This is a genomic window from Micromonospora sp. NPDC048871 (genome assembly GCF_043198155.1).
Lineage (GTDB): Bacteria > Actinomycetota > Actinomycetes > Mycobacteriales > Micromonosporaceae > Micromonospora.
The window spans coordinates 139,307-162,810 of record NZ_JBICUM010000002.1; the positions used below are offsets into that span (position 1 = coordinate 139,307).

Consider the following 23,504-nt stretch of genomic DNA (forward strand, 5'->3'; position numbering starts at 1 on the left):
GGGCACGCCGTCCGCCACCGCCGGGCCGCCTCCCGCCAGGAGCCCGCCCGGCGGGTAACACCCTGGGGAGGGGAGTGAACATGCTCCGTCGTACGGCCCTCGCCGTGGCGGCCGCCGTGGCCCTCGGTGTCGGTCTCACCGGCACCGCCACCGGCACGGCCACCGCCTCCGCCACCGGCCCTGAGGCCACCTACCTGGTGCTCGCACCCCAGGGCGGCACAGTCGACCGGGCGCTGGCGCGGGTGGCCGCCGCCGACGGGCGGGTGGTGGCCGACTACCGGCAGATCGGGGTGCTGATCGTCCGCTCGGCCAACCGTGACTTCGTCACCCAGGCCGCCGGGGCGGGGATCGAGTCCGTGGCCCCCACCGCCGGGCTGGGCACCGTCCTGGACGAGGGCCACACCGTGGAGCTGACCGAGGCCGAGGCGGCGGCCCCGACGGCCGACCCGGACGCCGAGCCCCTCTTCGACCGGCAGTGGGCCATGCCGATGATCGACCTGCCGCGGGCCCACACGGTCACCACCGGCAGCGCCGAGGTGGTGGTGGGGGTGTTGGACAGCGGCATCTCCAGCAGCCACCCCGACCTGGCCACCCAGATCGCCCGGGACAAGAGCGTCTCCTGCCTCGGTGGGGTGGCCGACCCCAGCGAGGCGGCCTGGAATCCCACCACCTCCGACCACGGCACCCATGTGGCCGGGATCATCGCCGCCGCCCGCAACGGGGTAGGGGTTACCGGGGTGGCCCCCGGGGTCAAGGTGGCCGCGGTGAAGGTCGTCGACAACGAGGGCTACATCTATCCGGAGGCCGCGGTCTGCGGCTTCATGTGGGCCGCCGAGCAGGGCATGCAGCTGACCAACAACAGCTACTACCTGGACCCGTGGGAGCTGAACTGCCGCAACGACCCCCGCCAGCGCCCGGTGTGGCAGGCCGTGCAGCGGGCCCTGCGCTACTCGCAGAGCAAGGGGGTGCTGCATGTGGCCTCCGCCGGCAACGCCAACTACGACCTGGCCCACCGGTTCGTCGACTCCGGCAGCCCGAACAACGGCATACCGGAGGTACGCCAGATCACCGGCGCCTGCCTCGTGCTGCCCGCCCAGGCCCCGGGGGTGGTGACCGTCGCCGCGGTCGGGCCGACCGGAGCCAAGAGCTACTACTCCTCGTACGGCCAGGGGGTCATCGATGTGACCGCCCCCGGCGGGGACAGCCGGATCCGTACCCAGGGCCTGGTCCCGACCACCACGGACGCCATCCTGTCGACCACCTACAACACGGTGACCCGGACCGACGGCTGGGGGTGGAAGCAGGGCACCTCGATGTCCGCTCCGCATGTCACCGGGGTGGCGGCCCTGGCCCGGTCGGTGCACCCCGGCATGAATGCCGGGCAGTTGTCGGCGCTGCTGGAGCGCACCGCCGTGCCCCAGACCTGCCCGGCGGGCCGCTACGACCCGGTGCCGCTGCTGCCGAACCCGGCCGACTACTCGGCCACCTGCCAGGGCGGTACCCGCAACGGCTTCCACGGCGCCGGCCTGGTCAACGCCGACCGGGCGGTGCGGTGACCCCGGACGGGCTGCCGCACCCGGGACCGGACCCCACCGAGGGCCGACACCGCACCGGGTAGGATCGGCGCGGGCCGTGACTGGCGCGTGGGGATGGAGCACCATCGGGAAGCGGTCCCGTCACAACGACGCACGCCGAGCGCCTGGGCCTTCCGCACCGTCGTCAGGAGGTCGCATGTCGCCCAACGCCGAGTCCACCGCCTTCCGCAGCGCCCTGGAGGTCATCCGCTCCGTGGAGCCGCGCGTCGCCGACGCGATCGGCGCGGAGCTGGCCGACCAGCGCGAGTCGCTCAAGCTGATCGCCAGCGAGAACTACGCCTCGCCGGCCACCCTGCTGGCGATGGGCAACTGGTTCAGCGACAAGTACGCCGAGGGCACGGTGGGCCGCCGGTTCTACGCCGGCTGCCAGAACGTCGACACGGTCGAGGCGCTGGCCGCCGAGCACGCCCGGGAGCTGTTCGGCGCGGCGCACGCCTACGTGCAGCCGCATTCGGGCATCGACGCCAACCTGGTGGCTTTCTGGGCGATCCTGGCCGACCGGGTGGAGGCCCCCGCGCTGAAGCGGGCCCAGGCCCGGCACGTCAACGACCTCACCGAGGCCGACTGGTTCGCCCTGCGCCGGGAGCTGGGCGACCAGCGGATGCTCGGCATGTCCCTGGACGCCGGTGGGCACCTCACCCACGGCTTCCGCCCGAACATCTCCGGCAAGATGTTCGACCAGCGCAGCTACGGCACCGACCCGGCGACCGGCCTGGTCGACTACGACAAGGTCGCCGAGGTAGCCCGGGAGTTCCGGCCGTTGGTGCTGGTGGCCGGCTACTCGGCGTACCCCCGGAAGGTCAACTTCCGGATCATGCGGGAGATCGCCGACTCCGTCGGGGCCACCTTCATGGTCGACATGGCCCACTTCGCCGGCCTGGTGGCGGGCAAGGTCTTCACCGGTGACTTCGACCCGGTGCCACACGCGCACATCGTCACCACCACCACCCACAAGTCGCTGCGGGGTCCGCGCGGTGGCATGGTGCTCTGCGGCCCGGAACTGGCCGAGCAGGTGGACCGGGGCTGCCCGATGGTGCTCGGCGGCCCGCTGCCGCACGTGATGGCCGCCAAGGCGGTCGCGCTGGCCGAGGCCCGCCGCCCCGACTTCGCCGACTACGCCCAGCGCATCGTCGACAACGCCCAGGCCCTGGCCGAGGGCCTGCTGCGCCGGGGCGCGAAGCTGGTCACCGGGGGCACGGACAACCACCTGGTGCTCATCGACGTCACCGGGTACGGCCTGACCGGCCGGCAGGCCGAGCAGGCCCTGCTGGACTCGGGCATCGTCACCAACCGCAACGCGGTGCCGCAGGACCCCAACGGGGCCTGGTACACCTCCGGCATCCGGATCGGCACCCCGGCCCTGACCACCCGTGGGCTGGGCACCGCGGAGATGGACGGCACCGCCGAGCTGATCCACACCGTGCTCAGCCAGACCAGCGCCGGGGCCAACCCGGACGGCACGGCCTCGAAGGCCAAGTACGTCCTCGACCCGGCCCTGGCGGACAAGGTCAGCCGGCAGGCCGGCGACCTGCTCGCCGGTTTCCCGCTGTACCCCGGCGTCGACCTGGGCTGACCGACACATCTTCCCGGCCGGTCCGGCGCCCTGCGGCGCCGGGCCGGCCGCTCTGCACTGCCGCCTGCCGCTTACCGGGCACGGCTCAGTTCAGCGGGCGCTTGAGGTGGTAGCGGTGGACCTCGGTGCTGCCCTGCACGTTGTTCACGTCCTCGGCGGCCGTGACGAGTTCCCAGCCCTCCCGGCCTACCCGGTTGAGATGGGCGACCGCGGTGTCACCGTAGGCGGTGACATCCTTGCGTGACCCGTCGGGGCCGTACCAGACGAACGTGACGTGAAAGTTCCGGCCCTGCCCCTGATAGCGGCGGACCAACAAGGCGTACTCCCAGGCAACCATGCGATCCATTATGACTGTCCATCCAGGACCAGAACACGGGGGCCGTCACAGGTTGCAAACGGGTGAACGCGCTACGTCAGTCCTCCGGTGAGAACCCCGCTGACCGCTGGGCCGATCGGTCGACGTCATCGGCACACTCCCAATCCGGCCGCTCACCCTCCGGTCGGGACCGGGGTCTGGGCGTGGACGTGGAACCGCAGGGACCGGGCGTCGGTGAAGCACTCGCGCATCGGCCGGACCAGGTCCCGGTGTTCCGGGCTGCGTTCCCAGGCCTCGAAGTCGGCCAGGCTGGCCCACTCGCTGGTGATCAGCCACTGCTCCGGGTCGGTGGCCGAGCGGCACACCTGGTCGACCAGGTGCCCCGGCACCCCGTCGGCGACCAGGTGCCGTACCCCCTCGTAGGCCCGCAGGAAGTCCTCGGTGCGCTCGGTGGGCACCCGGACGAGGAAGACGACCCGTCCTCGTGTCATGGTTGGTCCTCTCCGGCCGGGCCGGTGCCGCGCAGCACCAGCGCGCTGTTGAAACCGTCGAAGCCCCGCGCGCAGACCAGGCCCACCCGGGTACGGGGACGACGGGGCTCACGCAGGAAGTCCAGTTCGCAGCCCTCGGCCACCTGCTCCGGGCCGGCCGAGGGAGGCAGGGTGTCCTGGGCGAAGGCGAGCAGGAGGGTGGCCACGTCCAGGGCCGAGCCGCCCTGGTGGGCCCGCCCGGTGAGGGTCTTGTGGGTGCTGACCGGTGGTGCCGTACCGGTGAAGACCGCGCGCAGCGCGGTGGCCTCGGCCCGGTCGTAGCGGGCCACCCCCAGGGCGTCCGGCACCACCAGGTCCACCTCGTGCGGCTCGACCCCGGCCCGGCCCAGGGCCAGCCGCATGGCGCGGGCGTACTGGTGGGGGTCACCGGCACTGTCGGCGGTGGTGTGGGCCGCGTCGTGGGTGGCACCCCAGCCGGTCACCTCGGCGTAGCCGCGCACCCCCCGGGCCCGGGCGTGCTCGTACTCCTCGACGACGAAGACGGCCCCTCCCTCGGCGGGCAGGTAGCCGCTGGTCGCGGAGTCGAAGGGCAGGTAGGCCCGCCGCGGGTCGTCCGCCCCGCTGAGCAGGCCGGAGCGCAGTTGGCAGGCCAGGGCGTACGGGCTGAGCGGGCATTCGGTCGCCCCGGCCAGCACCACCCGGGCCCCCCGGCGGATGATGCGTACCGCCTGGGCCAGGCTGTCCAGGCCGCCGGCCGACTCGGTCACCAGCACCCCGCAGGGCCCCTTGGCCTGGTGCGCGATGGACAGTTGACCCACGCTGGCCGCGTAGAACCAGGCGATCGACTGGTACGCCCCGACCGTGCGGCTCGGCGAGGACCAGAGCCGCTGCAACTCCCGCTGGCCGAACAGGTTCCCGCCGGAGGAACTGGCCAGGGTGACCGCCCAGCCGTACGGGTCCAGCGGACGCTCGGGCAGGCCGGCGTCCGCCAGGGCCAGTCGGGTGGCCACGAATCCCAGGTGGGTCCAGCGGTCGGTCTGCACCAGCACCCGGTTGTCGATGTAGCGGGCCGGTTCGAAGTCCGGCACCTCACCGGCCAGTCGGGTCGGATACCCGGCGGCGTCGAACAGGGTGATCGGGCCGGTACGCCGTTGACCGGAGAGCACCGTACGCCAGTGGGCCTGCTTGCCGATCCCGCTGGGGGCGACCACCCCGATGCCGGTCACCACCGCCCGGCGACGCTGCTCGCTCACCGGGTCCCCTGCCGGGCCAGCCGACGGAACAGCATCGCCGACTGGAACCCGCCGAAGCCGCTGCCGACCGACAGGGCCACCTCCACCGGCACCTCCCGCGCCTCGTTGGGCACGTAGTCCAGGTCGCACTCCGGGTCCCGGGTGGTCCAGTTGGCGGTGGGGGGCACCACTCCGTACTCGATGGCCAGGGCGCAGGCGGCCATCTCGATGGAGCCGATCGCACCCAGGGAGTGTCCGACCATCGACTTGATGGAGCTGATCGGCACCCGGTACGCCGCCGACCCCAGGGCCCGTTTGAAGGCGGCCGTCTCGTGCCGGTCGTTCTGCCGGGTGCCGGAGCCGTGCGCGCTGATGTAGGAGACCTCCTGGGGGGCGATCGCGGCCTGACGCAGGGTGTCACCGATGGCCAGGGCCATCTCCACCCCGTCGGGACGCAGCCCGGTCATGTGGTACCCGTTGCTGCGGCTGGCGTAGCCGGCCACCTCGCAGTAGATGTGCGCGCCGCGGCGCCGGGCGTGCCCGGCCTCCTCCAACACCAGCACGGCGGCCCCCTCGGCCAGCACGAAGCCGTGCCGGTCGGCGTCGAAGGGCCGGGAGGCGTGCGCCGGGTCGTCGTTGTCCGGGCTGGTGGCCCCGATGGCGTCGAAGGAGGCCACGGTGACCGGGGAGATGGGCGAGTCGGCGGCGCCGGCCAGCACGATGTCCGCCTCCCCGTCGACGATCAACTGGTGGGCGTAGCCGATCGCGTCGATGCCGGAGGTGCAGCCGGTGGAGACCACCTGGGCCGGGCCGTGCAGGCCGTGGGCGCAGGCCACGTCGGCGGCCAGGCTGCTCGGCACCAGCGCCTGGTACAGGTACGGGCCGCCGAGGGCGGCGTCGACCAGCCAGTGTCGACCGCTGTCGCTGACGGTCACGTACTCCTGTTCCAGGGCCATGGTGCCGCCGACGGCGGTGCCGAGGACCACCCCGGCCCGGTTCCGCTCGGCGTCGGTGAGGGTCAGGCCGCTGTCGGCGACCCCCTCGGCGGCGCAGGCCAGCGCGAACTGCACGTACCGGTCGGCGCGTCCCCGCTGGGCCAGGGTGAGTCCGGCGGCGTCCGGATCGAAGTCGCACTCGGCGGCGATCTGCGAGCGGAAGGGGGTCGGGTCGAAGAAGCTGATCCGGCGGGTGGCGGTGCGCCCCTCGGTGATGGTCTTCCAGAACCGGTCCCGGGTCACCCCGCCGGGGGCCACCACCCCGATCCCGGTCACCACGGTCTGCCGGCCGGTCACGACCCGTCCCGCTGCTCGACCAGCTCGGTGTCGACATGGCCGAGTTCCGGGCGGGGGGCCAAGGGGCCCAGGTGGAAGACCACCTCGGCGGGGAGGTCACCGGTGTTGCGCAGCCGGTGACGGACGTTGCGGGCCACGAACAGGGCCTCACCGGCGGTCAGGGTTACCGGTTCGTCGTCGAGGTCGACCGTGATCGCACCCCGGACGACATAGAGGAACTCCTCGCTGTACGGGTGGTAGTGCTCCGCTATCCGCTCCCCCGGCGCCATGCTCGCCACCCCCATGAAGCCGGAGGTGGCCCCGACCGTACGCGGGCCCAGCAGCACCCGCAGTTCGCCACCGCGACGGCGGTCCGCGGGCACGTCCCGCGCGGCCACCAGGGCCAGGTCACGCATCGTCGCCTCCCGTGGACCGGGCCTCGGCCAGCCGTTCGATCCGCTCCTTGATGACGGCGAGCTGCACCTGGCTGTTGGCGTTGATCCGCTCGGTCATCCCGGCGTTGTCCAGCGGCGCGGTCGGCTTCATCGCGAAGTCCTGCACCCAGGTCATCCGTACCCCCTGCGGTTCCTCGGTGTAGATCCAGTGGATGCGCATGTACTCGAAGGGGCCGGTCTCCACCCGCTGGGCCCGCACCTGCCGGGTGGCCCGGTCGGGGGTGCGTTCGCTGACCCAACTCCAGGCCACCCCGTTCTCGTCGGGGTGCATGGTCAGCCGGAACCGCACGGTGTCGCCCTCGGTGCCGAGGATCTCGGCCCGGGCGTACTCGGTGAACAGGTCGGGCCAGCCGGCCACGTCGTTGGTGACGGACCAGACCAGCTCCAGGGGGGCGGCGATGACGATGCTGTTCTCGGTGTGCCCGGGCGGGGCGGTGCCCCGGGAGACCAGGTCGGCCACGGCCGGAATACTCAGCCGGGCGGCCTGCTCGGGGATGCGTACCCGCCACCGGTCGGCGACGACGGCGGTCAGTTCCAGCAACGCGAGGGAGTCCATCCCCAGTTCCTCCAGGGAGGCGGCCGGCTCACGGGCGGCCGCCGCCGGATCCAGCCCGCAGTTGGTCACCAGGATGTCGGTGATCTCCTCGGTCAGCGAGCCGCCATCAGTGACGGTCATGGTCCCTCCTCGGTTCGGCGTCGAAGCGGTAGAAGCAGCGGGCCATCGCGTCCCGAGGCGAACGCCAGTCCGGCAGGTACGGCGTGACGTACGGGCGCAGTCGGGTGCTGATCCGGAGGAACTCCGGATGCTCCCGGGCCGCCTCGACCGCGCCGTCGCCCGGCGTGTCGGTCTCCAACAGGTGCACGTACAGGTCGTGCAGCCGGTACAGCGACCGGTGTGAGACCCCGACGAGGTGGGGCAGTTCGGTCGTGTCGGATTCGGCGAAGATCTCGGCGACCAGTTTCTCGGCGGTCGGGACCACCTTCGCCACGATCAGCGTTCGGTCCATGTCGGCTCCTCCCCCACCGCCCGGTGTCCCGGTCGACTGGGCACACCTTGCGGATCAGGCCGTCACCCCGGCGTCAACGGCACCCCCCACCGACCCCGGCCTTCGTGACGCTGCGTTGACGCATCCGATGGCCCTGACTGTGCAGCCTCAGCCCGAAGATCTCTGCGATTTGCCAGTTCAGAGCCATTCTCAGAGACGACCCATGAGTTGCCCGACCGACACAGTCATTGACCCAGAGTAACCACTATTGATAGCCTTCACGACGGTCCGACCCGGCTTCGCGCAGGCCCGTGGCGCGATGTTCGCAGTCGACAGTGGCGTCGCGGCGGCCACGCCGGGGCAACGGCCAGACCCGCAGACCACCCGTTGTGCAGGGGGTGCCCGTGGCCGAATCGCCCACGCCGACCACCGGGAAGCCCCGGAACGCGCAGATCCGACTGCATCTGCTCGGCGGTTTCCGGCTGACCCACGACGGGTCCCCGGTGGTGGTGCCGCGTGGCCTGCAACGGGTGATCGCGCTGATCGGGCTGCGCCCCGCCACGACCCGCACCCATCTGGCCGGTCTGCTGTGGCCGGAGAACACGGAGGAGCGGGCCCTGTCCTCGTTGCGCACCGCGCTGTGGCGACTGCGCCAGGACCCGTACTGCCCGTTGACCACCAGCGCGGACACGGTGCGTCTCGATCCGGCCGTACAGGTCGATGTCGACCGACTGGTCGACGTCGCCGCCCGGGTACGCGACGGACAGACCCCGACCGACGCGGCGGACAGTCTCGCCGCCGGCCGGCACGACCTGCTGCCCGGCTGGTACGACGACTGGGTGTCGACCGACCGGGAACGGTTGCGCCAACTCAGACTGCACATGCTGGAGCAGGTGGCCGGCCACCACCTGCGGGCCGGACGACACGGGGAGGCGCTGGACGCGGCCCTGGAGGCGATGGCCGCGGAGCCCTTGCGGGAGACCCCGCACCGGCTCATCGTGCGGATCCACCTGGCCGAGGGCAACGCCTTCGAGGCGGTGCACGCCTACTACGTCTACCGGGACCTGCTGCTGCGCGAGCTGCGGCTGGAGCCCTCCCCGGCGATGAGCGCCCTGCTCGACGAGACCCTGGAACCGATCCGGCGGGCCAGTCAGGCGGCCTCGGGGCCCTGCCGGCACCCGGCCATCCGGCCGACCCGCCGGGGTGGCTGATCAGATGGCCCGACGTCACCGGATCGACCGTCGGCGTTGACGGCCAGGTGACAGTCCCACCGGCAATGTGGCAGCTGTGCCCGGCCAGGCGGTCGGTGCGCGACCACCGGTGAGAGGGGACCGATGAGCAGTCGACTCGTTATCGTCAGCAGGATAATCCCGGGCGCGGAGGGGCGGGTGGCCCAGATCTTCACCGAGTCCGACGCGACCGAACTGCCCGGCCTGACCGGGATACGCCATCGGTCCCTGTACTGCCTGCACGACCTGTGCGTACACCTGATGGAGACCGACGACGTGGGGGCCGACGCCCTGGCCGCGGCCCGCAACCACCCCCTCTTCCGCCAGGTCAACGAGCGGCTGTCCGCGCACACCTCGCCGTACCTGCCGACCTGGCGCTCACCCCGCGACGCCATCGCCAACTGCTTCTACCGCTGGGACAGCGTGGAGGTCCCGGCTCCCCGCCCGGCCAGCTGACCGGGCGCCGCCATGACCAACCGGACACCGCATGTCCTGATCATCGGGGCGGGCACCGGCGGACTCTGCCTGGCGCACGGGCTCCGTCGCGCCGGCATCAGCGTCGAGGTGTACGAGCGCCACCGCACCCGGGCGGACGGGCTGCTCGGCTACCGGGTGGGGATCGGCCCTACCGGCAGCCGATCGCTCCGTGACTGCCTGCCCCCGGAGCTGTTCGCCGTCTACCTGGCCACCTGCGCCCGGTCCCCGCGCTACTTCAACGTGGTGGACCAGCGGTTGCGGCCCACGGCCTCCTTCCCGCTGCGCCCGGACACCCATCCGGTCGACACGGAACGGTCCGTGGCGCGGATGACCCTGCGCCAGGTGCTGCTGACCGGACTGGAGGACGTGGTGCGTTTCGACCGCACCTTCACCCGGTACGACCAGCACGACGACGGCCAGGTCACCGCCCACTTCGCCGACGGCGGCAGCGCCACCGGTGACCTGCTGGTGGCCGCGGACGGCACCCATTCCGCGGTACGCCGGCAGTACCTGCCGCACGCGGTGATCCGGGACGCCGGCACCATCAACATCGCCACCCGGATCCCGCTGACGGAGGACACCCGGGCCCTGCTGTCCCCGGCGGTACAGCGGGGCATCACCCTGATCTTCGGCTCCGGCGGGGTGATGGGGGTGCTGCACGTGATGGAGTTCAAGTGGGACGCCGAGGGCCGACTCAAGCCGGAGATCGACCCGGCCGAGGCGGCGCTGCTGGCCGACTGGCCCGGCCTGCGGCACGACAGCACCCGGGACAACATCAACCTGGTGGTCTGGAGCACGGCCCGACGCTTCCCGGAGGACGTGCTGGATCGCCGAGGGTCGGAGTTGATCCAGGTGGCCCTGGACCTGACCACCAACTGGCATCCCCACCTGCGCGAGTTGTTCAGTCGGGCCGACCCCGACAGCGCTCTGCCGATCCGGGTGTCCACCTCGGAACCGGTGCCGCCCTGGCACAGCAGCACGGTGACCCTGCTAGGAGATGCCATCCACACCATGACCCCGGGCCGGGGGGTGGGGGCCAACACCGCGCTGCGGGACGCCAACCTGCTGCGCCGTCAACTGATGCTGGCCGCCGCCGGGGAGAAGTCCCTGACCCAGGCGGTGGCCGACTACGAGGCGGTGATGGTGCCGTACGGCTTCGCCCGGGTGGCCGACTCGCTGGCCCGCAGCGGCACCAGCGGGGACGACCGGATGTACAAGCCGGTCTTCGGTCGGGTGGCCCTGCTCGGCGCGCGGGGATACTTCCGGGTCACCAGCCGGGTGCCCCGGCTGCGACGCAAGTTCGTCGACGACTTCTACAGCTATCGCGGCGAGGAGGACTGAGCGCTACCCATCGACACGTACCCCCGGTGCCCGAGGACGGGCACCGGGGGTCGACCGCTTCTCCACCCTCAGTTCCTCCCTCGGTACCCCCGGTAGCCCACTGTGGACCGGTATACGGACTGTTACCTGGCCTGCCTGTCGCCCGCGTCGTTGGTATGCGAAGCTTCGGCGTGTTTTTCTCGCGACGATCCGGACATGAACTTCAGGGAGGTTTGCCGTGATCGACTCCTTCGGCAGGTGGCTGATACTGCTCGTGGTGCTGCTGGTCGGCCTGGCAGCGGGTTGGGTGGTGCTGCGGAACCGGCGTGACGAACCCCCCTCGGCGAGCCCCACGACCGACCCGGCCTCCGGCCAGCCTGCCGCGGCCGAGCAGTCCAGCCCGAGCGGACAGCTCGCGTCGTCGGAGCCACCACCCAGCGTGTCCGCCGACCCGGTGGCCACCACCGCGGCCGACACCTCCCCCGCGACCAGTGACGACTCGAAGGCCACCCCGGCCGACAGCACGGCCACGATCGCCGAGCCGATCGCCACGACCGACGCCCCCGAGCCGACCGCCACGATCGACATCCCGGCCCCCCGCGCCACGACGGATGCCCCGGAGTCCGCCGCCACCGAGGACACCCCCGACCCGGTCGCTGTCACGGACACCCCGGAATCCGCCGCCACCCCGGAACCGGCCCCGGCCACGGACACCGCCGAACCGGTCACCGTCACGGACACCCCCGAACCGGCTCTCGCCAGCACGGACGGCACGGAGTCGGCCGCCCCGGCGGTCAGCACCGCCGTGGCCGCCCCGCCGCAGCGGCGCAAGGCCGCCACCAAGGCCAGCAGCCCGAGCCCTGAGGCCGCGGCACCGGTGGCCGGGGACGACTTCCGGCGCATCCAGGGGGTCGGGCCGAAGATGGCCGCCGCCCTGCACGACGCGGGCATCCGGACCTACCGGCAGTTGGCGGAGTTGGACGAGGACACGCTGCGGAACACCATCAAGGGGGCCGGGCTGCGGGCCACCGCAAGCCTGCCCACCTGGCCCCAGCAGGCGAAGATCCTGGCCGGCCAGTCCGAGCCGACCGCCTGAGGGCACCCGCTGCCCGGCGTTCCGCCCGGGAAGAAGGACCACACCGCCGGTGCGGCGGCGCTGAATCACGGCGCCGCCGCACCGGCTTTTCGCGTACCGACGCTGGCCTCGACGTGGTGGTCGCGGCCCGCCCTCGTTAGCCGGAGAGCGCGGTTGGGTACATGGGCCGACACCCTGGCCATCACCCCCGACCGTGGAGGAAGTCATGCGCGGCACGTCGATATTCGGAGTCCTCGTGGTGATCTGGCTCGTCATCGGTGCGATCGCGGCCGGTCAGCGCGGCTACTACAGCGACGAGGAGACCAACTGCGCCGAGGTCGGCACCATCCTGGTGACCATCGCCGCCGGTCCGCTGAACTACGTAGGTGCCAACCCGAAGGTCGACTGCGAGTTGCCCGAGCCCTCGCAGTGACCGGATACGACGACGCCGCGTCCGGCCTCGTACCCTCCGATCGTCACGGATCGGAGCGGCGGGAGGCCGGGCGCAGCGTCGTCGTGGGTGGCGCTCAGCGGAAGCAGGACGTTACGAGAACCTTGCTGCCCAGGCAGTTGGTGGGGCCGTTCTCAACGATGACACTGTCATCGTCGATCTTGATCCGGGCCCGCTCGGCCAGGATGCCACCGGCCTTGACGGTGGACCGGTTGTCGACCAGCAGGCTGCGGTACACCGAGCCGGAGCCGGCCGTGATGAAGAGGCCGGCACCCTGTGACTTCTTGCCGACCGCCTCGTTGCCCCTGACCTCCGTGCCGCGTACCAGCAGGTTGGACTTGGCGGCGTAGACCCCGCCGCCGTTGCCGCGGGTGATGTTCCCGGTGATCACGCTGTCGTCGATCGGCAGCAGCCCCTGCACGGAGGAGATGCCACCCCCGGCGACGGTGGCCAGGTTGTCCCGCACGGTCAGTTGCCCGAGCACCAGCACCGCGTCGGAGTTGGCCAGGCCGCCGCCGGTCTCGGCGCTGTTGCCGGCGACCAGGCTGTCGAAGACCTTGGTACGCGCCGAGAAGCTGGCCAGCCCGCCGCCCTGGCCGGCGTTGTTGCGGACGAAGGTGGAGGAGTAGACGTCCCCGGCGGCCCGGAAGTTGGCCAGTCCGCCGCCGTAGCTGACCGCGCTGTTGCGCCGGAACTCGGTCCGGTGCATGGTCATCACCCCACCGTTGAGCAGGCCCCCGCCCTTGCCCTGGGCGCCGGCGGCCCGGTTGCCGACCAGGGTGCTGTCGCTGATGCGCAGGTTGCCGTCGTTGAAGATGCCCCCGCCGCCACCCTCGGCCGACAGGGAGGTGCTGTTGGCGACCGTGACCCCTTCGACCACGGCGGTGGCACCGTGCACGATGTGGATGGCACCCCCCTCCGCCTTGGACCGGCCGTTGAGCAAGGTCACGTCGCGCAGGGTGAGTTCGCCGCCGTCGCGGACGGTGAAGAAGCGGAAGTCCTTCGCCTGGGCCCCCCGGGTGATGGTCGCCCCGGAGCCCTCGATGGTGATCGCGTGGTAGATCACCGGCAGTCCGGCGGTGTCGTGGGCCGGGTTGCGGGGCGGGGCCTCGGCGTCGCCGGGGTTCTCCGCGGCGTCGGCCGCCTCGCGGGCGTCCCGGATCCCCCCGTCGTACTCGTCGGGCTGCGCGAAGGCGTGGGTCAGGGTGTAGGTGCACCGCTCGGTCAGCCGCAGCAGGCCGCCCCCCTCGGCGTTGACCCGGACCAGGGCGGCGATCAGCCGGGCGGAGTCACAGGGCACCTGCACCGGCTTGTGCCGCGCGGGCCGTCCGTTGGCGGCGGGTGGCCGGGCGCTGGGATCCTCGTTCCGGCCTCCGGGGGAGGCGTTGTCCGGGCGCTGCCACCTGCCTCCCCGCTCGGCCGGTTCGGTGTCCCGGTGCGGCCCCTGGTCGACCGGTTCGGAGTCCCGGTGCGGCCCCTGGTCGGTCGACAGGGCGGCCGGTAGGGCCAGGTCCGGGGCCGGTAGGGGCCGGTCGGGGGGCGAGGCGGCGGCGCCGCTGAGGCCCGCCACCGCGGCCACCAGGCTGCCGGCGGCCAGCCCACCGACCAGGGACCAGTGCGATCGCCGCCCGCGGCGGGCCGGTTGTCGGCCCCCAAGGTACGTGGACATGAGGTTCCTGCCTCTCGTGTGTGCGAAACAGAGGCCGCACCGAATCGGGCGCGGAGCGGCTGACCTCGCGACAGCCACCAGAGGCAACGTACGACCCCAAAGGGTCGAAATCCGGCATAGGTGAATAAGTACTCCTTTCGTCTTCATATCCGCCGTCATCGGCCCGGACCCGGCCGGTCACCGAGCTGGACCAGCCGGTCAACCGCCGACGTGGATGCCGGGGCGGCGCGCCGGGTCCGGCTCGGACTTGCGCAGGATCTCCCGGACCACCGGCGGGGTGTCCCCGCGCCCCAGAATCAGATACCGCAGCAGGTGGGCGATCGGATTGCCCTCGGACCACTCGAAGTGCGCGTGCGGGCGTACCCCGGTGGCGTCGCGCAGCGCCAGCAGGATCGCGGCGATGGCGTTGGGCACCGCCGGGCTGCCGGCGCGCAGCACCCGGTAGCCACCCACCTCGACCCCCCGCACCCGCAGTACGTGCCGGAAATCGGAGGGGTCCACCACGTCGATCTCCAGGAACAGCACGTCGGTGGCGCCCGGCACCGGGTTCTGCCCCCGCTGGGCCCGCTCCTTGATGGTGTACTCCTTGACCGCCCCGCTGCGCCGCTTGTGGGCGATCACGTGCAGCCGACCGTCGTTGGCCACCGAGTCGGCGATGAACCGCCGCGCCGCCTCGTCGAACTCCACCCGCTCCGCCCGCAGCTCCGTGGTCCGGCTGACCCGCGACACCAGGGACACCGCGATGATGCCGAGGATGAACAGCCCCGAGATGGCGATCCCGTCCGGCTTGGTCAGCACGTTCTCGGCCAGCGCGTACAGCAGGACCAGGGTGAGCAGGGTGAAGCCGACGGCGACGGCCCGCTGTCGGCGACCGACCGCGGCGATCGCCACCGCCACCGCGGCGGAGACCATCATGGCCAGGATCCCGGTGGCGTACGCCCCCGCCTGGGCGTCCACGTCGGCCCGGAAGACGACCGTCAGGCCGATGCAGATCAGGGTGTAGACGATGACCACCGGCCGGACCGCCCGGGCCCAGTCCGGAGCCATCCCGTACGACGGCAGATAGCGCGGCACGATGTTGATCAGGCCGGCCATCGCCGAGGCCCCGGCGAACCACAGGATCAGCACGCTGCTGAGGTCGTACACCGTGCCGAAGGCCTCCCCGACCTGCTCGTGGGCCAGGTAGGCCAGCGCCCGCCCGTTGGCGGCCCCGCCCGGCGCGAACTCCTCGGGTGGGATCAGCAGGGTGGTGACGAAGGTGGTCGACAGCAGATACACCGACATGATCAGGGCGGCGGCGGTGAGCAGGCGCCGGGTGTTGCGGATCCGGGCGGCCAGCCGGGCCGCCGGGTCCGGCCCCTCCCCGGCGACCAGGGGCATCATGCTCACCCCGGTCTCGAAGCCGGAGAGCCCCAGCACCAGCAGCGGAAACGCCAACGCCGCGGTCAACAGGACCTGGCCCGGGCCACCCCCGGCGGACACCGCCCCGGTCCACTCGGTCAGCACCTGGGGATCTGCGGCGATCTCGCCCAGGCTGACGACCACGATCACCGCGTTCAGCGCCAGGAAGACCGCGACCAGGGGTACGGCGACCGCCACCGCCTCCCGGAAGCCGAGCAGGAACACCCCGCCCAGGATCAGCAGCAGCACCACGGTCACCACGACCGCGACCGTGCTGCCGCTGAAGGCCTCCGGCAGGTAGGGGTTCTGCAGCATGTGCACGGTGGCGTCGGCCGAGGAGAGGGTGATCGTGATGATCCACGAGGTGGCCACGAAGCCGAGCAGGACCAGTACGAAGATCTTGCCCCGCCAGAACGGCAGCAACCGTTCCAGCATGGCCACCGAGCCCTGGCCGTGCGGGCTGTCCCCGGCCACCCGGCGGTACATCGGCAGCATGCCGAACAGGGTCAGCGCCACGATCAGCAGGGTCGCCACCGGGGACAGCGCCCCGGCGGCCAGCACCGCGATGCCGGGCAGGTACGACAGGGTGGAGAAGTAGTCGACCCCGGTCAGGCACATCACCCGCCACCAGGAGTGCGCCCGGGCCTGCCCCTCGGCGGTCTCCGGGCCGATCGGCTGCACCCGGTGCACGAGCAGCCAGCGACGCAACCGGCTCTGCGGCACGGCGGAACCGGGCTGGCGGATCGCCACCTGCTCGGGCACGGCTACCCGTCGCCCGGCCCCCTCCCCCGGTCGGGTCGGGTCGCGGGCGGCCCGCAGGGCGGGCTCAGGGGTGCCGGCGGCGGCCCTGCCCCGACGTTCCCGGCCACCCCGCCCTCTGCTCCCGTCCCCCATGGCCCCGCCCGCCCTCTCCCCACTCGCTGCCCCGACCGTAGGCGGTCGTCGACCACCACCTCGCCGAAACGGTCAAAGCGGGTCGGTACCCCCCTCGGGTACCGGGGTGAGGGCCCGGGCCAGGGCCTGCGGATCCGCGACGGTCACCGTCACCGCCGGGTGCCGCAGCCACCGGCCCGGCAGCAGGGCCGGCACCGGTCGCCCGAACCGTACGCAGACCCCCTGGGCGGTGCTGCTGCCGAAGGTGACCCCGATGTCGGCGGCCGACAGGTGCGGGCCGATGGCCCGCCACCAGCGGTACGGGCCGGTCGTCCGGACCCCCCACACGTTGTCCCGGCTGGTCCGCAGCCGCCAGGGACCGAACCGCACCGTCAGGTTCTCCGGGTCGACCTGCACCCAGGCGGTCGAGGGTCGGACCCCGAGCAGCGCCAGCAGGGGTCGCCACAGCGGATCGAAGCGGAAGCCGAAGCGCTGCCCGATCATCCGCGTACTCCCCGGCCGACTCGGTCCCCCGGGCGGGCGGGACGGTTCGGGGCGGCCGGGCGAGGCCTCGGCCGGGTCGCGGGACGGCGCCGAGAAGCAGGGGTCATGGTCGCGGCGTACCCGTGAGGGGCCGACCGACACCCCCCCGGGCCGGTCGACCCCGCACGCCCCCGGTGGTCCCGGTGGCGGACCGCCCCCGCGCTCCGCCCCACCGGGCGGGCGCGGGGACCCCCGTCTCCCGGCTACTGCAGAAGCGCCCCCAGAGGCGACAGCAGCAACCGGCCGAGCGCGGCGGCCGTCTCGTCGAGCCGCTTGCGCTCGCGTTCGTGTTGGCGCGGATCGTGACGGCACCGCCAGATCCGCTGCGCGTTGCGCCAGGCGACGTCCCGGGTGTAGCCGATCAGTTCGCCCTGGTACCAGTCGTCGATCTCCCCGTTGAGCATGTCGATCAGCAGTTGCCAGCGCTCCAGGTAGCCCCGACGCAGGCTGGGGATCTTGTCCGCGAAGATCTTGTTGATCTCCAGGTAGTCGCGGTGCTGGTCGCTACCGTCGACCGGCTCGGACTCCAGGTGATCGAAGGTGGTGACCAGGGCGAACGGCAGGTCGAAGTTGATGTGGGCGTTGACTCCGGCCGCCGCCGAGGGCAGCGGGCGGGCGTCCGGGCCCTGCATCCGCTCGAACAGGCAGGACCAGGCCTTGGGCGTACCCGGACTGGACTCGGTCCACAGCCGCAGCGCGTCGAAGTACCGGGCGGCGAACTCCACGTCCAGCCGGGCCAGGAAGGCCGGGTCGACGAACCGGTCGGCGTACAGGCCGTCCAGCACGCTGGTGGTGATGGTCAGGTACAGCTTGTTGAAGTCGGCCAGCGGGCAACTGTCCAGCAGCGGAGGCATCCGGACCAGCAGATCCTGCAACTTGGTCAGGTGGTCGACCACCGCCGGCACGTCCGCCGGGTGGTCGGCGAGCAGGTCCACGATGTCCCCGTGCACCGGCCCCCAGACCCGCTCACTCATGTCCCCTCCGCCCTGCTCGCCGCCCTGGTGCCGTGCGGCGCCAGGCTCAGCCTTTCAGGCGGATCACCCCGGTCACATCAGTAGAACTACGTATCCGAGACCTGCCCGCGACTACGTAGGTAGCTGGTGCTCGCCTGCACCCGGGTCCGGACCTGGAGCTTGTCGAAGATGTGCGAGACGTGCACCCCGATGGTGCGTTCGCTGATGAACAGCCGCTGGCCGATCTCCCGGTTGGTCAGCCCCTCGGCCATCGCGGCCAGCACCTCCAGCTCGCGGGGGGTCAGGGCGGCCAGAGCCGCGTCGCCCGGCCCGGCCGGGGACGGGCCGGGATCCTCAAGGGTCACCCGGGCCCGACCGGCCAGGGTACGGATCTCCTCGGTCAACGGCACCGCGCCGAGCCCCTGGGCCATCTCGTACGCCTGCCGCAGTAGCTTGCCCGCGGTCGCGGTACGCCGCCGACGGGTCAGCAACGCATCCGCCTGACGCAGTCGGGCGTACGCCGCCGGATAGGGATGGTTGCGCTGGTCCCACTCCGCAGCGGCCCGGGCCCACAGGTCCGGATCGGCCACCTCCAGCCGGCTGATCTCGGCGGCGCAGAGCACCAGATAACCGGAGATCACGTCGCGTACCTGCTGGGCCGCGCGCTCGCTCCGCTCGGCCACCCGGTCGGCGATCTGCCGCAACCGGCGCACCGCCTCATCGTCGACCGGCACCCGGTCGGCCTTCGCCTCCGCCTCGGCACGCAGGCCGTGCCAGACCAGCACGACGAGGATGACCAGGTCGTCGGAGCGGGTCTCGGTCAACCCCCGCTGCACCGCGTGCCGGGCGACATCATGGCGGCGCTGCCACATGGCCAGCCCGGCCCGCAGGGTGAGCAGCGGAAAGACGTGTCGGGCACCCCCACCGGCCAGCATGGTGGCCACCGCGTCCAGGTCCCGGTCGGCCGCCTCGATGTCGCCGCAGCCGACCGAGAGACGGCAGCGGGCCAGCAGCAACTCCACCGCGTCGGTCCCGCTGGGGCGGTGCCGCAGGGCCGCGGCGACCACCTCCGCCGCCTCGGCCCACTGCCCCACCCGGAACAGCCCGTTGGTGGCGATGGCCAGCAGCCGGGTCGCGTAGCTGCGCCCCAACCCCAGCTCGGCCACCCGCTCGGCGCCCCGGCGGGCCACCACCACCCCCTCCTCCAGGCGGTTCAGCGGCCCGGTGAGCAACTCCGCCAGATGCAGGTAGGCCAGGGCGACGTCCTCCGGACGGCCGGCGGTCTCGGCGGTCGCCAGGGCCCGGCGCAGCACCGCCAACCCGGCGTCCGGATCCTGGCGGTACGCCTCGGAGAAACCCAGCGCCATGCTGGCCAGCACCAGCTCGGTGGTGGCCTGACCGGCGTGCTCGGCCAGGCTCAACGCCTCCTTGGCCCACTGGCCGGCGTCGGCGTACCGGCCCAGTTGCAGCAGCAGCTCGGCCAGGCGCGCGGCGGCCGTGGCCCGTTGCCGAGGGCTGCAGTCGGCGGCGTCCAGGGCACGCTGGTACTCCGCCTCGGCCAACGCCGAGCGACCCGCCGCGGCCAGGTAACGGGCCCGACGGATGTGCAGCTCACACTCGGGACGGTCGGTGTCGATCTCGGCCAGTCGTTCGAGCAGGGTCAGCGCGCGGGCGTACTCACCGCAGTGGTGGGCCGCTTCCGCCGCGTGCCCCAACAGCACCGCCCGCTCGGCATCGGGCAGGTCCTGGGACAGTTCCACCGCTACCGACCAGTGCCGGTGCGCCTCCGCGTAGCCGTACAGCCGCTCCGCCTCCTGGGCCGCGGCCATGGCCGCCGGCAGGGCCCGCTGCGGCTCGCCGGCCAACCGCCAGTGGTGGGCCAGCCGGGCCTGGTGCAACTCCCCCGGCGCCCCGGTCAGGGCCTCCGCGTAGCGGCGGTGCAGCACGGCCCGCTCGGCGGGCAGCAACTCGTCCTCCAGCACCTCGGCCACGAGGCGGTGCCGCAGGCGGTAGCCGTCCTGGGAGCCGACCACCAACCGGTGGGCCACGGTGGCCCGGACCGCCTCCAACAGCTCCTCTTCGGGCAGTCCCAGCACCTGGGCCAGCAGCCAGTGCTCGACCGGCTCCACCCCGACGGACACCGCGTGCACGACCCGGTGCGCCGGCTGAGGCAGCGCGTCCACCCGGGCCAGGAAGACCTCCCGCAGGGTGTCGGAGAGCCCGTCGCGGCCGTCGCGCAGATCGCGGGCCAGTTCCTCGACGACGAAGGGGTTGCCGCCGCTGCGCCGACACAACCGCTCCACCGCCTCGGGGGGCAGCGGCCGGCCCACCACCGCGGCGGCCAGTTGCTCGGCGGCGGCCCGGTCCAGCGGGGCCAGGTCCAGCACCTGCACCGACCGCAGCCGACGCAGCTCGGTGAGCACCCGACGCAGCGGATGCGCACCCTGCAGGGACTCCGAACGCACCGCCGCCAGCACCGACAGCTGAAGGTCACCGAGACCGGCCAGCAGGTACAGCAGCAACTGCCGGGTGGTCCGGTCCACCCATTGCAGGTCGTCGAGGACCAGCACCACCGGTCGGCCGTCGGCGATCACGCTGAGCCCTCGGGCGACCCGCTCCAGCAGGGCCCCCGCGCCGTCCGGGCCCGCGGCCTCGTCGGCGAACATCGCCAGCAGCGCCCGGACCGAGGCGGCGGCGGCCGGGGACAGGTCGGCGTCGAGGCGGCGCAACGCCTGCCGGAGCGGGTGCAGGGGCGAGGCGTCGCCGATGTCCAGACAGGAGCCGGTGAGCACCAGGGCACCCGCCTCGCCCAGCCGTCGGCCGAGTTCGCGCAGCAGCCGGGTCTTGCCAACCCCACTCTCACCGGTGAGGAAGACGGCGGCCGTGCCGGCCGGCGGCACGTCGTCGAGCAGCGCGGCCCGCGTCGCCGCCACCAGGTCGGCCCGACCGACGAGCGGTGTGCTGTCCACGTCGCTGGCCATGGCTCGCAGCCTAGTCACAGCCGCCGGTCGCCCTCTACCACCGCGGGAGCCTGCTCACCGCCCGCCTCCACATTGCGACCGACCGGTTTCGCAGGTCGGACATACGTCGTTCTGCCGATCCGCCGGTCAGACCCGCGATGGCAGTCTCCCCGGCAACGTCGACCCACATCTGCAGGAGAGGCGGGTGCGTCTCGATGCCCATGTCCACCATCGTCCGCGCATGCGGGTCGACCAGCCGAAGGCCCTGGTCGACGACCGAGGAGCGGCGGATCGTCACCGTGCTCTTCGTCGACATCGTCGGCTCCACCGAGCTGGTCGGCCGACTTGATCCGGAGGAGATCCGCACCCTGCAACGGGTCTACTTCGGCACGGTCGCCCGGATACTGCGCCGCTGGGACGGCGCGGTCGAGAAGTACGTCGGCGACGCCGTGATGGCCCTGTTCGGGGCACGGCACGGGGACGGGTGGCAGGCGTACCGGGCGGTGCGGGCCGGCCTGGAGATCCAGCGGGCCCTGGACCGCCGTAGCTCCACCCTGGCCCCCGGCCTGCGGGTGCGGGTAGGGGTGGCCACCGGCGAGGCGGTGGTGGACCTGGGGATCCGGCACGACGGTGGGCACGGGGTGGCCAGTGGCGCGGTGACCACCCTGGCCGCGCGGTTGCAGGGGTACGCGCCTCCCGGTGGGGTGGCGCTCTGCCCGGCCACCCACCGGGCGGTGCACGGCCTGATCGCCCAGCAGCCGGCCCCGGCGGTGACCGTGGCCGGCCGGGCCGCCCCGATCGAGATCTGGCACGCCACCGGCACCCTGCGTCCCACCCCACCCCCGGCCGAGGTGCCCCTGTTGGGCCGGGTCCGGGAGCTGGCCACCGCCCAGGACCACCTGAACCGGGCGGTACGCGGACACGGCCCCCGGGGCCTGCTGCTGACCGGTGCGCGCGGGTCCGGCCGCAGCCGGTTGCTGGGTGAGCTGGTCCGGCGGGTCACCACGGTGGACGGCAGGCCGATCCGCTGGTGCGTGACGGCCTGTCCCCCGCATCCGGACGGTCCCCTGACCCCGGTGGTGGACCTGCTGCGCGGGCTGGCCGGGGTCCGGGACACCGACGACCCCGCGACCGTACGCCACCGCCTCTCCACCGCCCTGCACGGTCAGGTGTCGCCGCAGCGCCTGGCGGCTACGGCGGAGGCGGTGACCGGGGCAGCCGGCAGCACCGGGGCCCGGGCGGCGGCCTGCTGGCGGGAGGTGCTGCTGGACCTGGCCCGACGACAACCCGTGGTGGTGGCCGTCGACGATCTCGACCGGGCCGCACCGGCCCTGCGACACCAACTGGATCTGCTGCTGGACCAGGCCTCGGCCGGGGGTCTGCCGTTGGCGCTGGTGGCGACCGGCACCGAGCAGGTGACCGGGTGGGCCCGGGTGCGGTTGCGTGCCCTGGACCCGGTGACCACCGGCCGGCTGCTGCGTCGACTGCTGCGCCGGGCGGGACGGCCGATCGCCCTGGTCCCGCACCTGATCCCCCTGGTCGGCGGCAACCCCGGACACGCGGTCGCGTACGTGGAGGCCCTGGACTCCGACACCTCGGCCCCGGCCGTACCGGAGAGCGTGCGGAGGGTGGTCGACGCCCGGCTGGACCGGCTCGACGATCCCCTGCGGGTGGCCCTGCTGGCCGCCACCGTCTCGACCCACCGCTCGGCGGCCCGGCTGGCGCACACGGTGGGTTGGTCGGTGCGGCGGGCCCAGGGGGCGCTGTGTGCCCTGGCCGTGGCGGGGCTGCTCGTGGCCCTGCCGACCGGCGGGTACCGGTTGGCCGATCCGGTGCTGGGTGAGGTCGCCGCCGCCCGGCTGACCCGCAGGCTGCGGGCCACCTTCGCCCGCCGGGCCGCCACGGCCACCGTGGACCAGCCGGAGGAGGGGTGCCAGCCGACACCCTCCTCGGTCGCCACCCCCGCCCGGCGGTGGCGGTCCGGCAGTGGTCCGCGGGCGGCCGGTGCCGCACCGGCCCGGCCGGGTGGATCAGCCTGGGTGGCCGGCGACCGCCCCGGCGCTGTCCTGCCTCGGCACCAATGCGTCGTCGCCGACCGCAGCCGGGCCCAGGGCTCGGCTGTGGCCCCGGAACTCGGCCACCACCTGCCCGTTCGCGCGGGTCACCGTGACGTCGTAGATCCCGCTGCGCCCGTACCGGGTGCGCTCGGTGGCGCGGGCCAGCAGCAGGTCACCCTCGAAGGCCGGGCGGACGAAGGTGATCTCGCCACCGGCGGCCACGGTCACCGGTCCGTGACTGTTGCAGGCCAGGGCGAAGGCGGTGTCGGCGAGCAGGAACACGAAGCCGCCGTGGGCGATGCGGTGTCCGTTGACCATCTCGGGGGTGATCCGCATCCGGGCCACCGCGGCACCCTGCGCCGCCGTGATCAACTCAATGCCGAGCCGGTTCGAGGCGACATCGGCTTCGAACATCTCATGCGCGGCGGTGCGCTGCGGTTCCACCTGACTCCTGAGGCCGTGCGGTCGGGCGGACCCCGCCCGGGGGACGACCATGTTATCGCCGGTGGCAGGGGCCGCCGGCACCCGCCGACGGCCCCAGGATCATCGCCCTGCCACCTGGCCGCCCTCTCCGCCG

At 72.9% G+C, this 23,504-nt stretch carries 19 protein-coding genes, 2 pseudogenes and 1 riboswitch; of the genes and pseudogenes, 8 read left to right on the top strand and 13 right to left on the bottom strand.

What is annotated here, in order from left to right; genetic code table 11:
- The first annotated feature begins 80 nt into the window (after positions 1 to 80).
- Complete coding sequence (locus tag ACGFIK_RS05255; RefSeq protein ID WP_393337816.1) at positions 81 to 1,556, top strand: S8 family serine peptidase; 1,476 nt, start codon at positions 81 to 83, stop codon at positions 1,554 to 1,556.
- Between the two features lie 66 nt (positions 1,557 to 1,622).
- Positions 1,623 to 1,712, top strand: a riboswitch (ZMP/ZTP riboswitch).
- A 19-nt stretch (positions 1,713 to 1,731) separates the two neighbouring features.
- Positions 1,732 to 3,168, top strand: coding sequence for a glycine hydroxymethyltransferase (locus tag ACGFIK_RS05260; protein WP_393337819.1), 1,437 nt, complete (start codon positions 1,732 to 1,734; stop codon positions 3,166 to 3,168).
- Positions 3,169 to 3,253: 85 nt separating this feature from the next.
- On the opposite strand, the gene ACGFIK_RS05265 is transcribed toward ACGFIK_RS05260, so the two are convergent.
- The 7 genes from ACGFIK_RS05265 to ACGFIK_RS05295 all read right to left on the bottom strand — a co-directional run bounded on the left by ACGFIK_RS05265 (position 3,254) and on the right by ACGFIK_RS05295 (position 7,940).
- Positions 3,254 to 3,514 (bottom strand): hypothetical protein, encoded by a 261-nt coding sequence (locus ACGFIK_RS05265; protein WP_013734497.1) that lies wholly within the window; start codon positions 3,512 to 3,514, stop codon positions 3,254 to 3,256.
- 143 nt (positions 3,515 to 3,657) lie between these two features.
- Positions 3,658 to 3,975 carry an antibiotic biosynthesis monooxygenase family protein gene (locus ACGFIK_RS05270; protein ID WP_327025401.1) on the bottom strand — a complete coding sequence of 106 codons (318 nt, stop codon included), beginning with the start codon at positions 3,973 to 3,975 and terminating at the stop codon, positions 3,658 to 3,660.
- Complete coding sequence (locus ACGFIK_RS05275; protein WP_393337823.1) at positions 3,972 to 5,228, bottom strand: beta-ketoacyl synthase N-terminal-like domain-containing protein; 1,257 nt, start codon at positions 5,226 to 5,228, stop codon at positions 3,972 to 3,974. The genes ACGFIK_RS05270 and ACGFIK_RS05275 overlap by 4 nt, the downstream gene beginning before the upstream one ends.
- Positions 5,225 to 6,499 (bottom strand): beta-ketoacyl-[acyl-carrier-protein] synthase family protein, encoded by a 1,275-nt coding sequence (locus ACGFIK_RS05280; RefSeq protein WP_327025399.1) that lies wholly within the window; start codon positions 6,497 to 6,499, stop codon positions 5,225 to 5,227. Before ACGFIK_RS05280 ends, ACGFIK_RS05275 begins: the two co-directional genes overlap by 4 nt.
- Complete coding sequence (locus tag ACGFIK_RS05285) at positions 6,496 to 6,894, bottom strand: cupin domain-containing protein (protein WP_327025398.1); 399 nt, start codon at positions 6,892 to 6,894, stop codon at positions 6,496 to 6,498. The genes ACGFIK_RS05280 and ACGFIK_RS05285 overlap by 4 nt, the downstream gene beginning before the upstream one ends.
- Complete coding sequence (locus ACGFIK_RS05290) at positions 6,887 to 7,609, bottom strand: SRPBCC family protein (RefSeq protein ID WP_327025397.1); 723 nt, start codon at positions 7,607 to 7,609, stop codon at positions 6,887 to 6,889. Before ACGFIK_RS05290 ends, ACGFIK_RS05285 begins: the two co-directional genes overlap by 8 nt.
- Positions 7,596 to 7,940, bottom strand: a complete 345-nt coding sequence (locus ACGFIK_RS05295) for a TcmI family type II polyketide cyclase (RefSeq protein ID WP_327025396.1) — start codon at positions 7,938 to 7,940, stop codon at positions 7,596 to 7,598. Before ACGFIK_RS05295 ends, ACGFIK_RS05290 begins: the two co-directional genes overlap by 14 nt.
- Positions 7,941 to 8,323: 383 nt before the next feature.
- Here ACGFIK_RS05295 and ACGFIK_RS05300 point away from each other — a divergent pair, with 383 nt between their 5' ends.
- The 5 genes from ACGFIK_RS05300 to ACGFIK_RS05320 all read left to right on the top strand — a co-directional run bounded on the left by ACGFIK_RS05300 (position 8,324) and on the right by ACGFIK_RS05320 (position 12,453).
- A complete protein-coding gene (locus ACGFIK_RS05300; RefSeq protein ID WP_327025395.1) occupies positions 8,324 to 9,130 on the top strand; it encodes a BTAD domain-containing putative transcriptional regulator in 807 nt (268 codons plus the stop codon).
- A gap of 123 nt (positions 9,131 to 9,253) precedes the next feature.
- Positions 9,254 to 9,604: a TcmI family type II polyketide cyclase gene (locus ACGFIK_RS05305; protein WP_327025394.1), complete on the top strand. Its 351-nt coding sequence runs from the start codon at positions 9,254 to 9,256 to the stop codon at positions 9,602 to 9,604.
- Positions 9,605 to 9,616: 12 nt separating this feature from the next.
- Complete coding sequence (locus ACGFIK_RS05310; protein ID WP_327025393.1) at positions 9,617 to 10,966, top strand: FAD-dependent monooxygenase; 1,350 nt, start codon at positions 9,617 to 9,619, stop codon at positions 10,964 to 10,966.
- Positions 10,967 to 11,183: 217 nt separating this feature from the next.
- Positions 11,184 to 12,041: a helix-hairpin-helix domain-containing protein gene (locus ACGFIK_RS05315; protein ID WP_327025392.1), complete on the top strand. Its 858-nt coding sequence runs from the start codon at positions 11,184 to 11,186 to the stop codon at positions 12,039 to 12,041.
- 205 nt (positions 12,042 to 12,246) lie between these two features.
- Entirely contained in the window at positions 12,247 to 12,453 is a 207-nt protein-coding gene (locus ACGFIK_RS05320) for a hypothetical protein (RefSeq protein WP_327025391.1), read from the top strand.
- Between the two features lie 94 nt (positions 12,454 to 12,547).
- Here ACGFIK_RS05320 and ACGFIK_RS05325 read toward each other — a convergent pair whose 3' ends face one another.
- The 5 genes from ACGFIK_RS05325 to ACGFIK_RS05345 form a co-directional block, all read right to left on the bottom strand.
- Positions 12,548 to 14,140 (bottom strand): hypothetical protein, encoded by a 1,593-nt coding sequence (locus tag ACGFIK_RS05325; protein WP_393337830.1) that lies wholly within the window; start codon positions 14,138 to 14,140, stop codon positions 12,548 to 12,550.
- A 198-nt stretch (positions 14,141 to 14,338) separates the two neighbouring features.
- Positions 14,339 to 16,435: an amino acid transporter gene (locus tag ACGFIK_RS05330; RefSeq protein WP_327025389.1), complete on the bottom strand. Its 2,097-nt coding sequence runs from the start codon at positions 16,433 to 16,435 to the stop codon at positions 14,339 to 14,341.
- A 72-nt stretch (positions 16,436 to 16,507) separates the two neighbouring features.
- Positions 16,508 to 16,918 carry a hypothetical protein gene (locus ACGFIK_RS05335; RefSeq protein WP_327025388.1) on the bottom strand — a complete coding sequence of 137 codons (411 nt, stop codon included), beginning with the start codon at positions 16,916 to 16,918 and terminating at the stop codon, positions 16,508 to 16,510.
- Between the two features lie 242 nt (positions 16,919 to 17,160).
- Positions 17,161 to 17,931 (bottom strand): DUF5995 family protein, encoded by a 771-nt coding sequence (locus ACGFIK_RS05340; protein ID WP_327025387.1) that lies wholly within the window; start codon positions 17,929 to 17,931, stop codon positions 17,161 to 17,163.
- A gap of 86 nt (positions 17,932 to 18,017) precedes the next feature.
- A complete protein-coding gene (locus ACGFIK_RS05345; RefSeq protein WP_327025386.1) occupies positions 18,018 to 20,891 on the bottom strand; it encodes an AAA family ATPase in 2,874 nt (957 codons plus the stop codon).
- Positions 20,892 to 21,091: 200 nt separating this feature from the next.
- Between ACGFIK_RS05345 and ACGFIK_RS05350 the strand changes: the two are divergent.
- A pseudogene (locus ACGFIK_RS05350) lies at positions 21,092 to 22,252 on the top strand (adenylate/guanylate cyclase domain-containing protein); the annotation flags it as partial.
- Positions 22,253 to 22,969: 717 nt separating this feature from the next.
- On the opposite strand, the pseudogene paaI reads toward ACGFIK_RS05350, so the two are convergent.
- Positions 22,970 to 23,341: pseudogene (paaI, locus tag ACGFIK_RS05355) on the bottom strand (hydroxyphenylacetyl-CoA thioesterase PaaI); the annotation flags it as partial.
- Positions 23,342 to 23,504: the final 163 nt, after the last annotated feature.

What these genes read in the sequence shown, in the direction of transcription:
- ACGFIK_RS05255 (WP_393337816.1), top strand. Translation starts at nt 81, where the DNA reads ATGCTCCGTCGTACGGCCCTCGCCGTGGCGGCCGCCGTGGCCCTCGGT.
- ACGFIK_RS05260 (WP_393337819.1), top strand. Translation starts at nt 1,732, where the DNA reads ATGTCGCCCAACGCCGAGTCCACCGCCTTCCGCAGCGCCCTGGAGGTC.
- ACGFIK_RS05265 (WP_013734497.1), bottom strand. Translation starts at nt 3,514, where the DNA reads ATGGATCGCATGGTTGCCTGGGAGTACGCCTTGTTGGTCCGCCGCTAT.
- ACGFIK_RS05270 (WP_327025401.1), bottom strand. Translation starts at nt 3,975, where the DNA reads ATGACACGAGGACGGGTCGTCTTCCTCGTCCGGGTGCCCACCGAGCGC.
- ACGFIK_RS05285 (WP_327025398.1), bottom strand. Translation starts at nt 6,894, where the DNA reads ATGCGTGACCTGGCCCTGGTGGCCGCGCGGGACGTGCCCGCGGACCGC.
- ACGFIK_RS05290 (WP_327025397.1), bottom strand. Translation starts at nt 7,609, where the DNA reads ATGACCGTCACTGATGGCGGCTCGCTGACCGAGGAGATCACCGACATC.
- ACGFIK_RS05295 (WP_327025396.1), bottom strand. Translation starts at nt 7,940, where the DNA reads ATGGACCGAACGCTGATCGTGGCGAAGGTGGTCCCGACCGCCGAGAAA.
- ACGFIK_RS05305 (WP_327025394.1), top strand. Translation starts at nt 9,254, where the DNA reads ATGAGCAGTCGACTCGTTATCGTCAGCAGGATAATCCCGGGCGCGGAG.
- ACGFIK_RS05310 (WP_327025393.1), top strand. Translation starts at nt 9,617, where the DNA reads ATGACCAACCGGACACCGCATGTCCTGATCATCGGGGCGGGCACCGGC.
- ACGFIK_RS05320 (WP_327025391.1), top strand. Translation starts at nt 12,247, where the DNA reads ATGCGCGGCACGTCGATATTCGGAGTCCTCGTGGTGATCTGGCTCGTC.
- ACGFIK_RS05325 (WP_393337830.1), bottom strand. Translation starts at nt 14,140, where the DNA reads ATGTCCACGTACCTTGGGGGCCGACAACCGGCCCGCCGCGGGCGGCGA.
- ACGFIK_RS05330 (WP_327025389.1), bottom strand. Translation starts at nt 16,435, where the DNA reads ATGGGGGACGGGAGCAGAGGGCGGGGTGGCCGGGAACGTCGGGGCAGG.
- ACGFIK_RS05335 (WP_327025388.1), bottom strand. Translation starts at nt 16,918, where the DNA reads ATGATCGGGCAGCGCTTCGGCTTCCGCTTCGATCCGCTGTGGCGACCC.
- ACGFIK_RS05340 (WP_327025387.1), bottom strand. Translation starts at nt 17,931, where the DNA reads ATGAGTGAGCGGGTCTGGGGGCCGGTGCACGGGGACATCGTGGACCTG.
- ACGFIK_RS05345 (WP_327025386.1), bottom strand. Translation starts at nt 20,891, where the DNA reads ATGGCCAGCGACGTGGACAGCACACCGCTCGTCGGTCGGGCCGACCTG.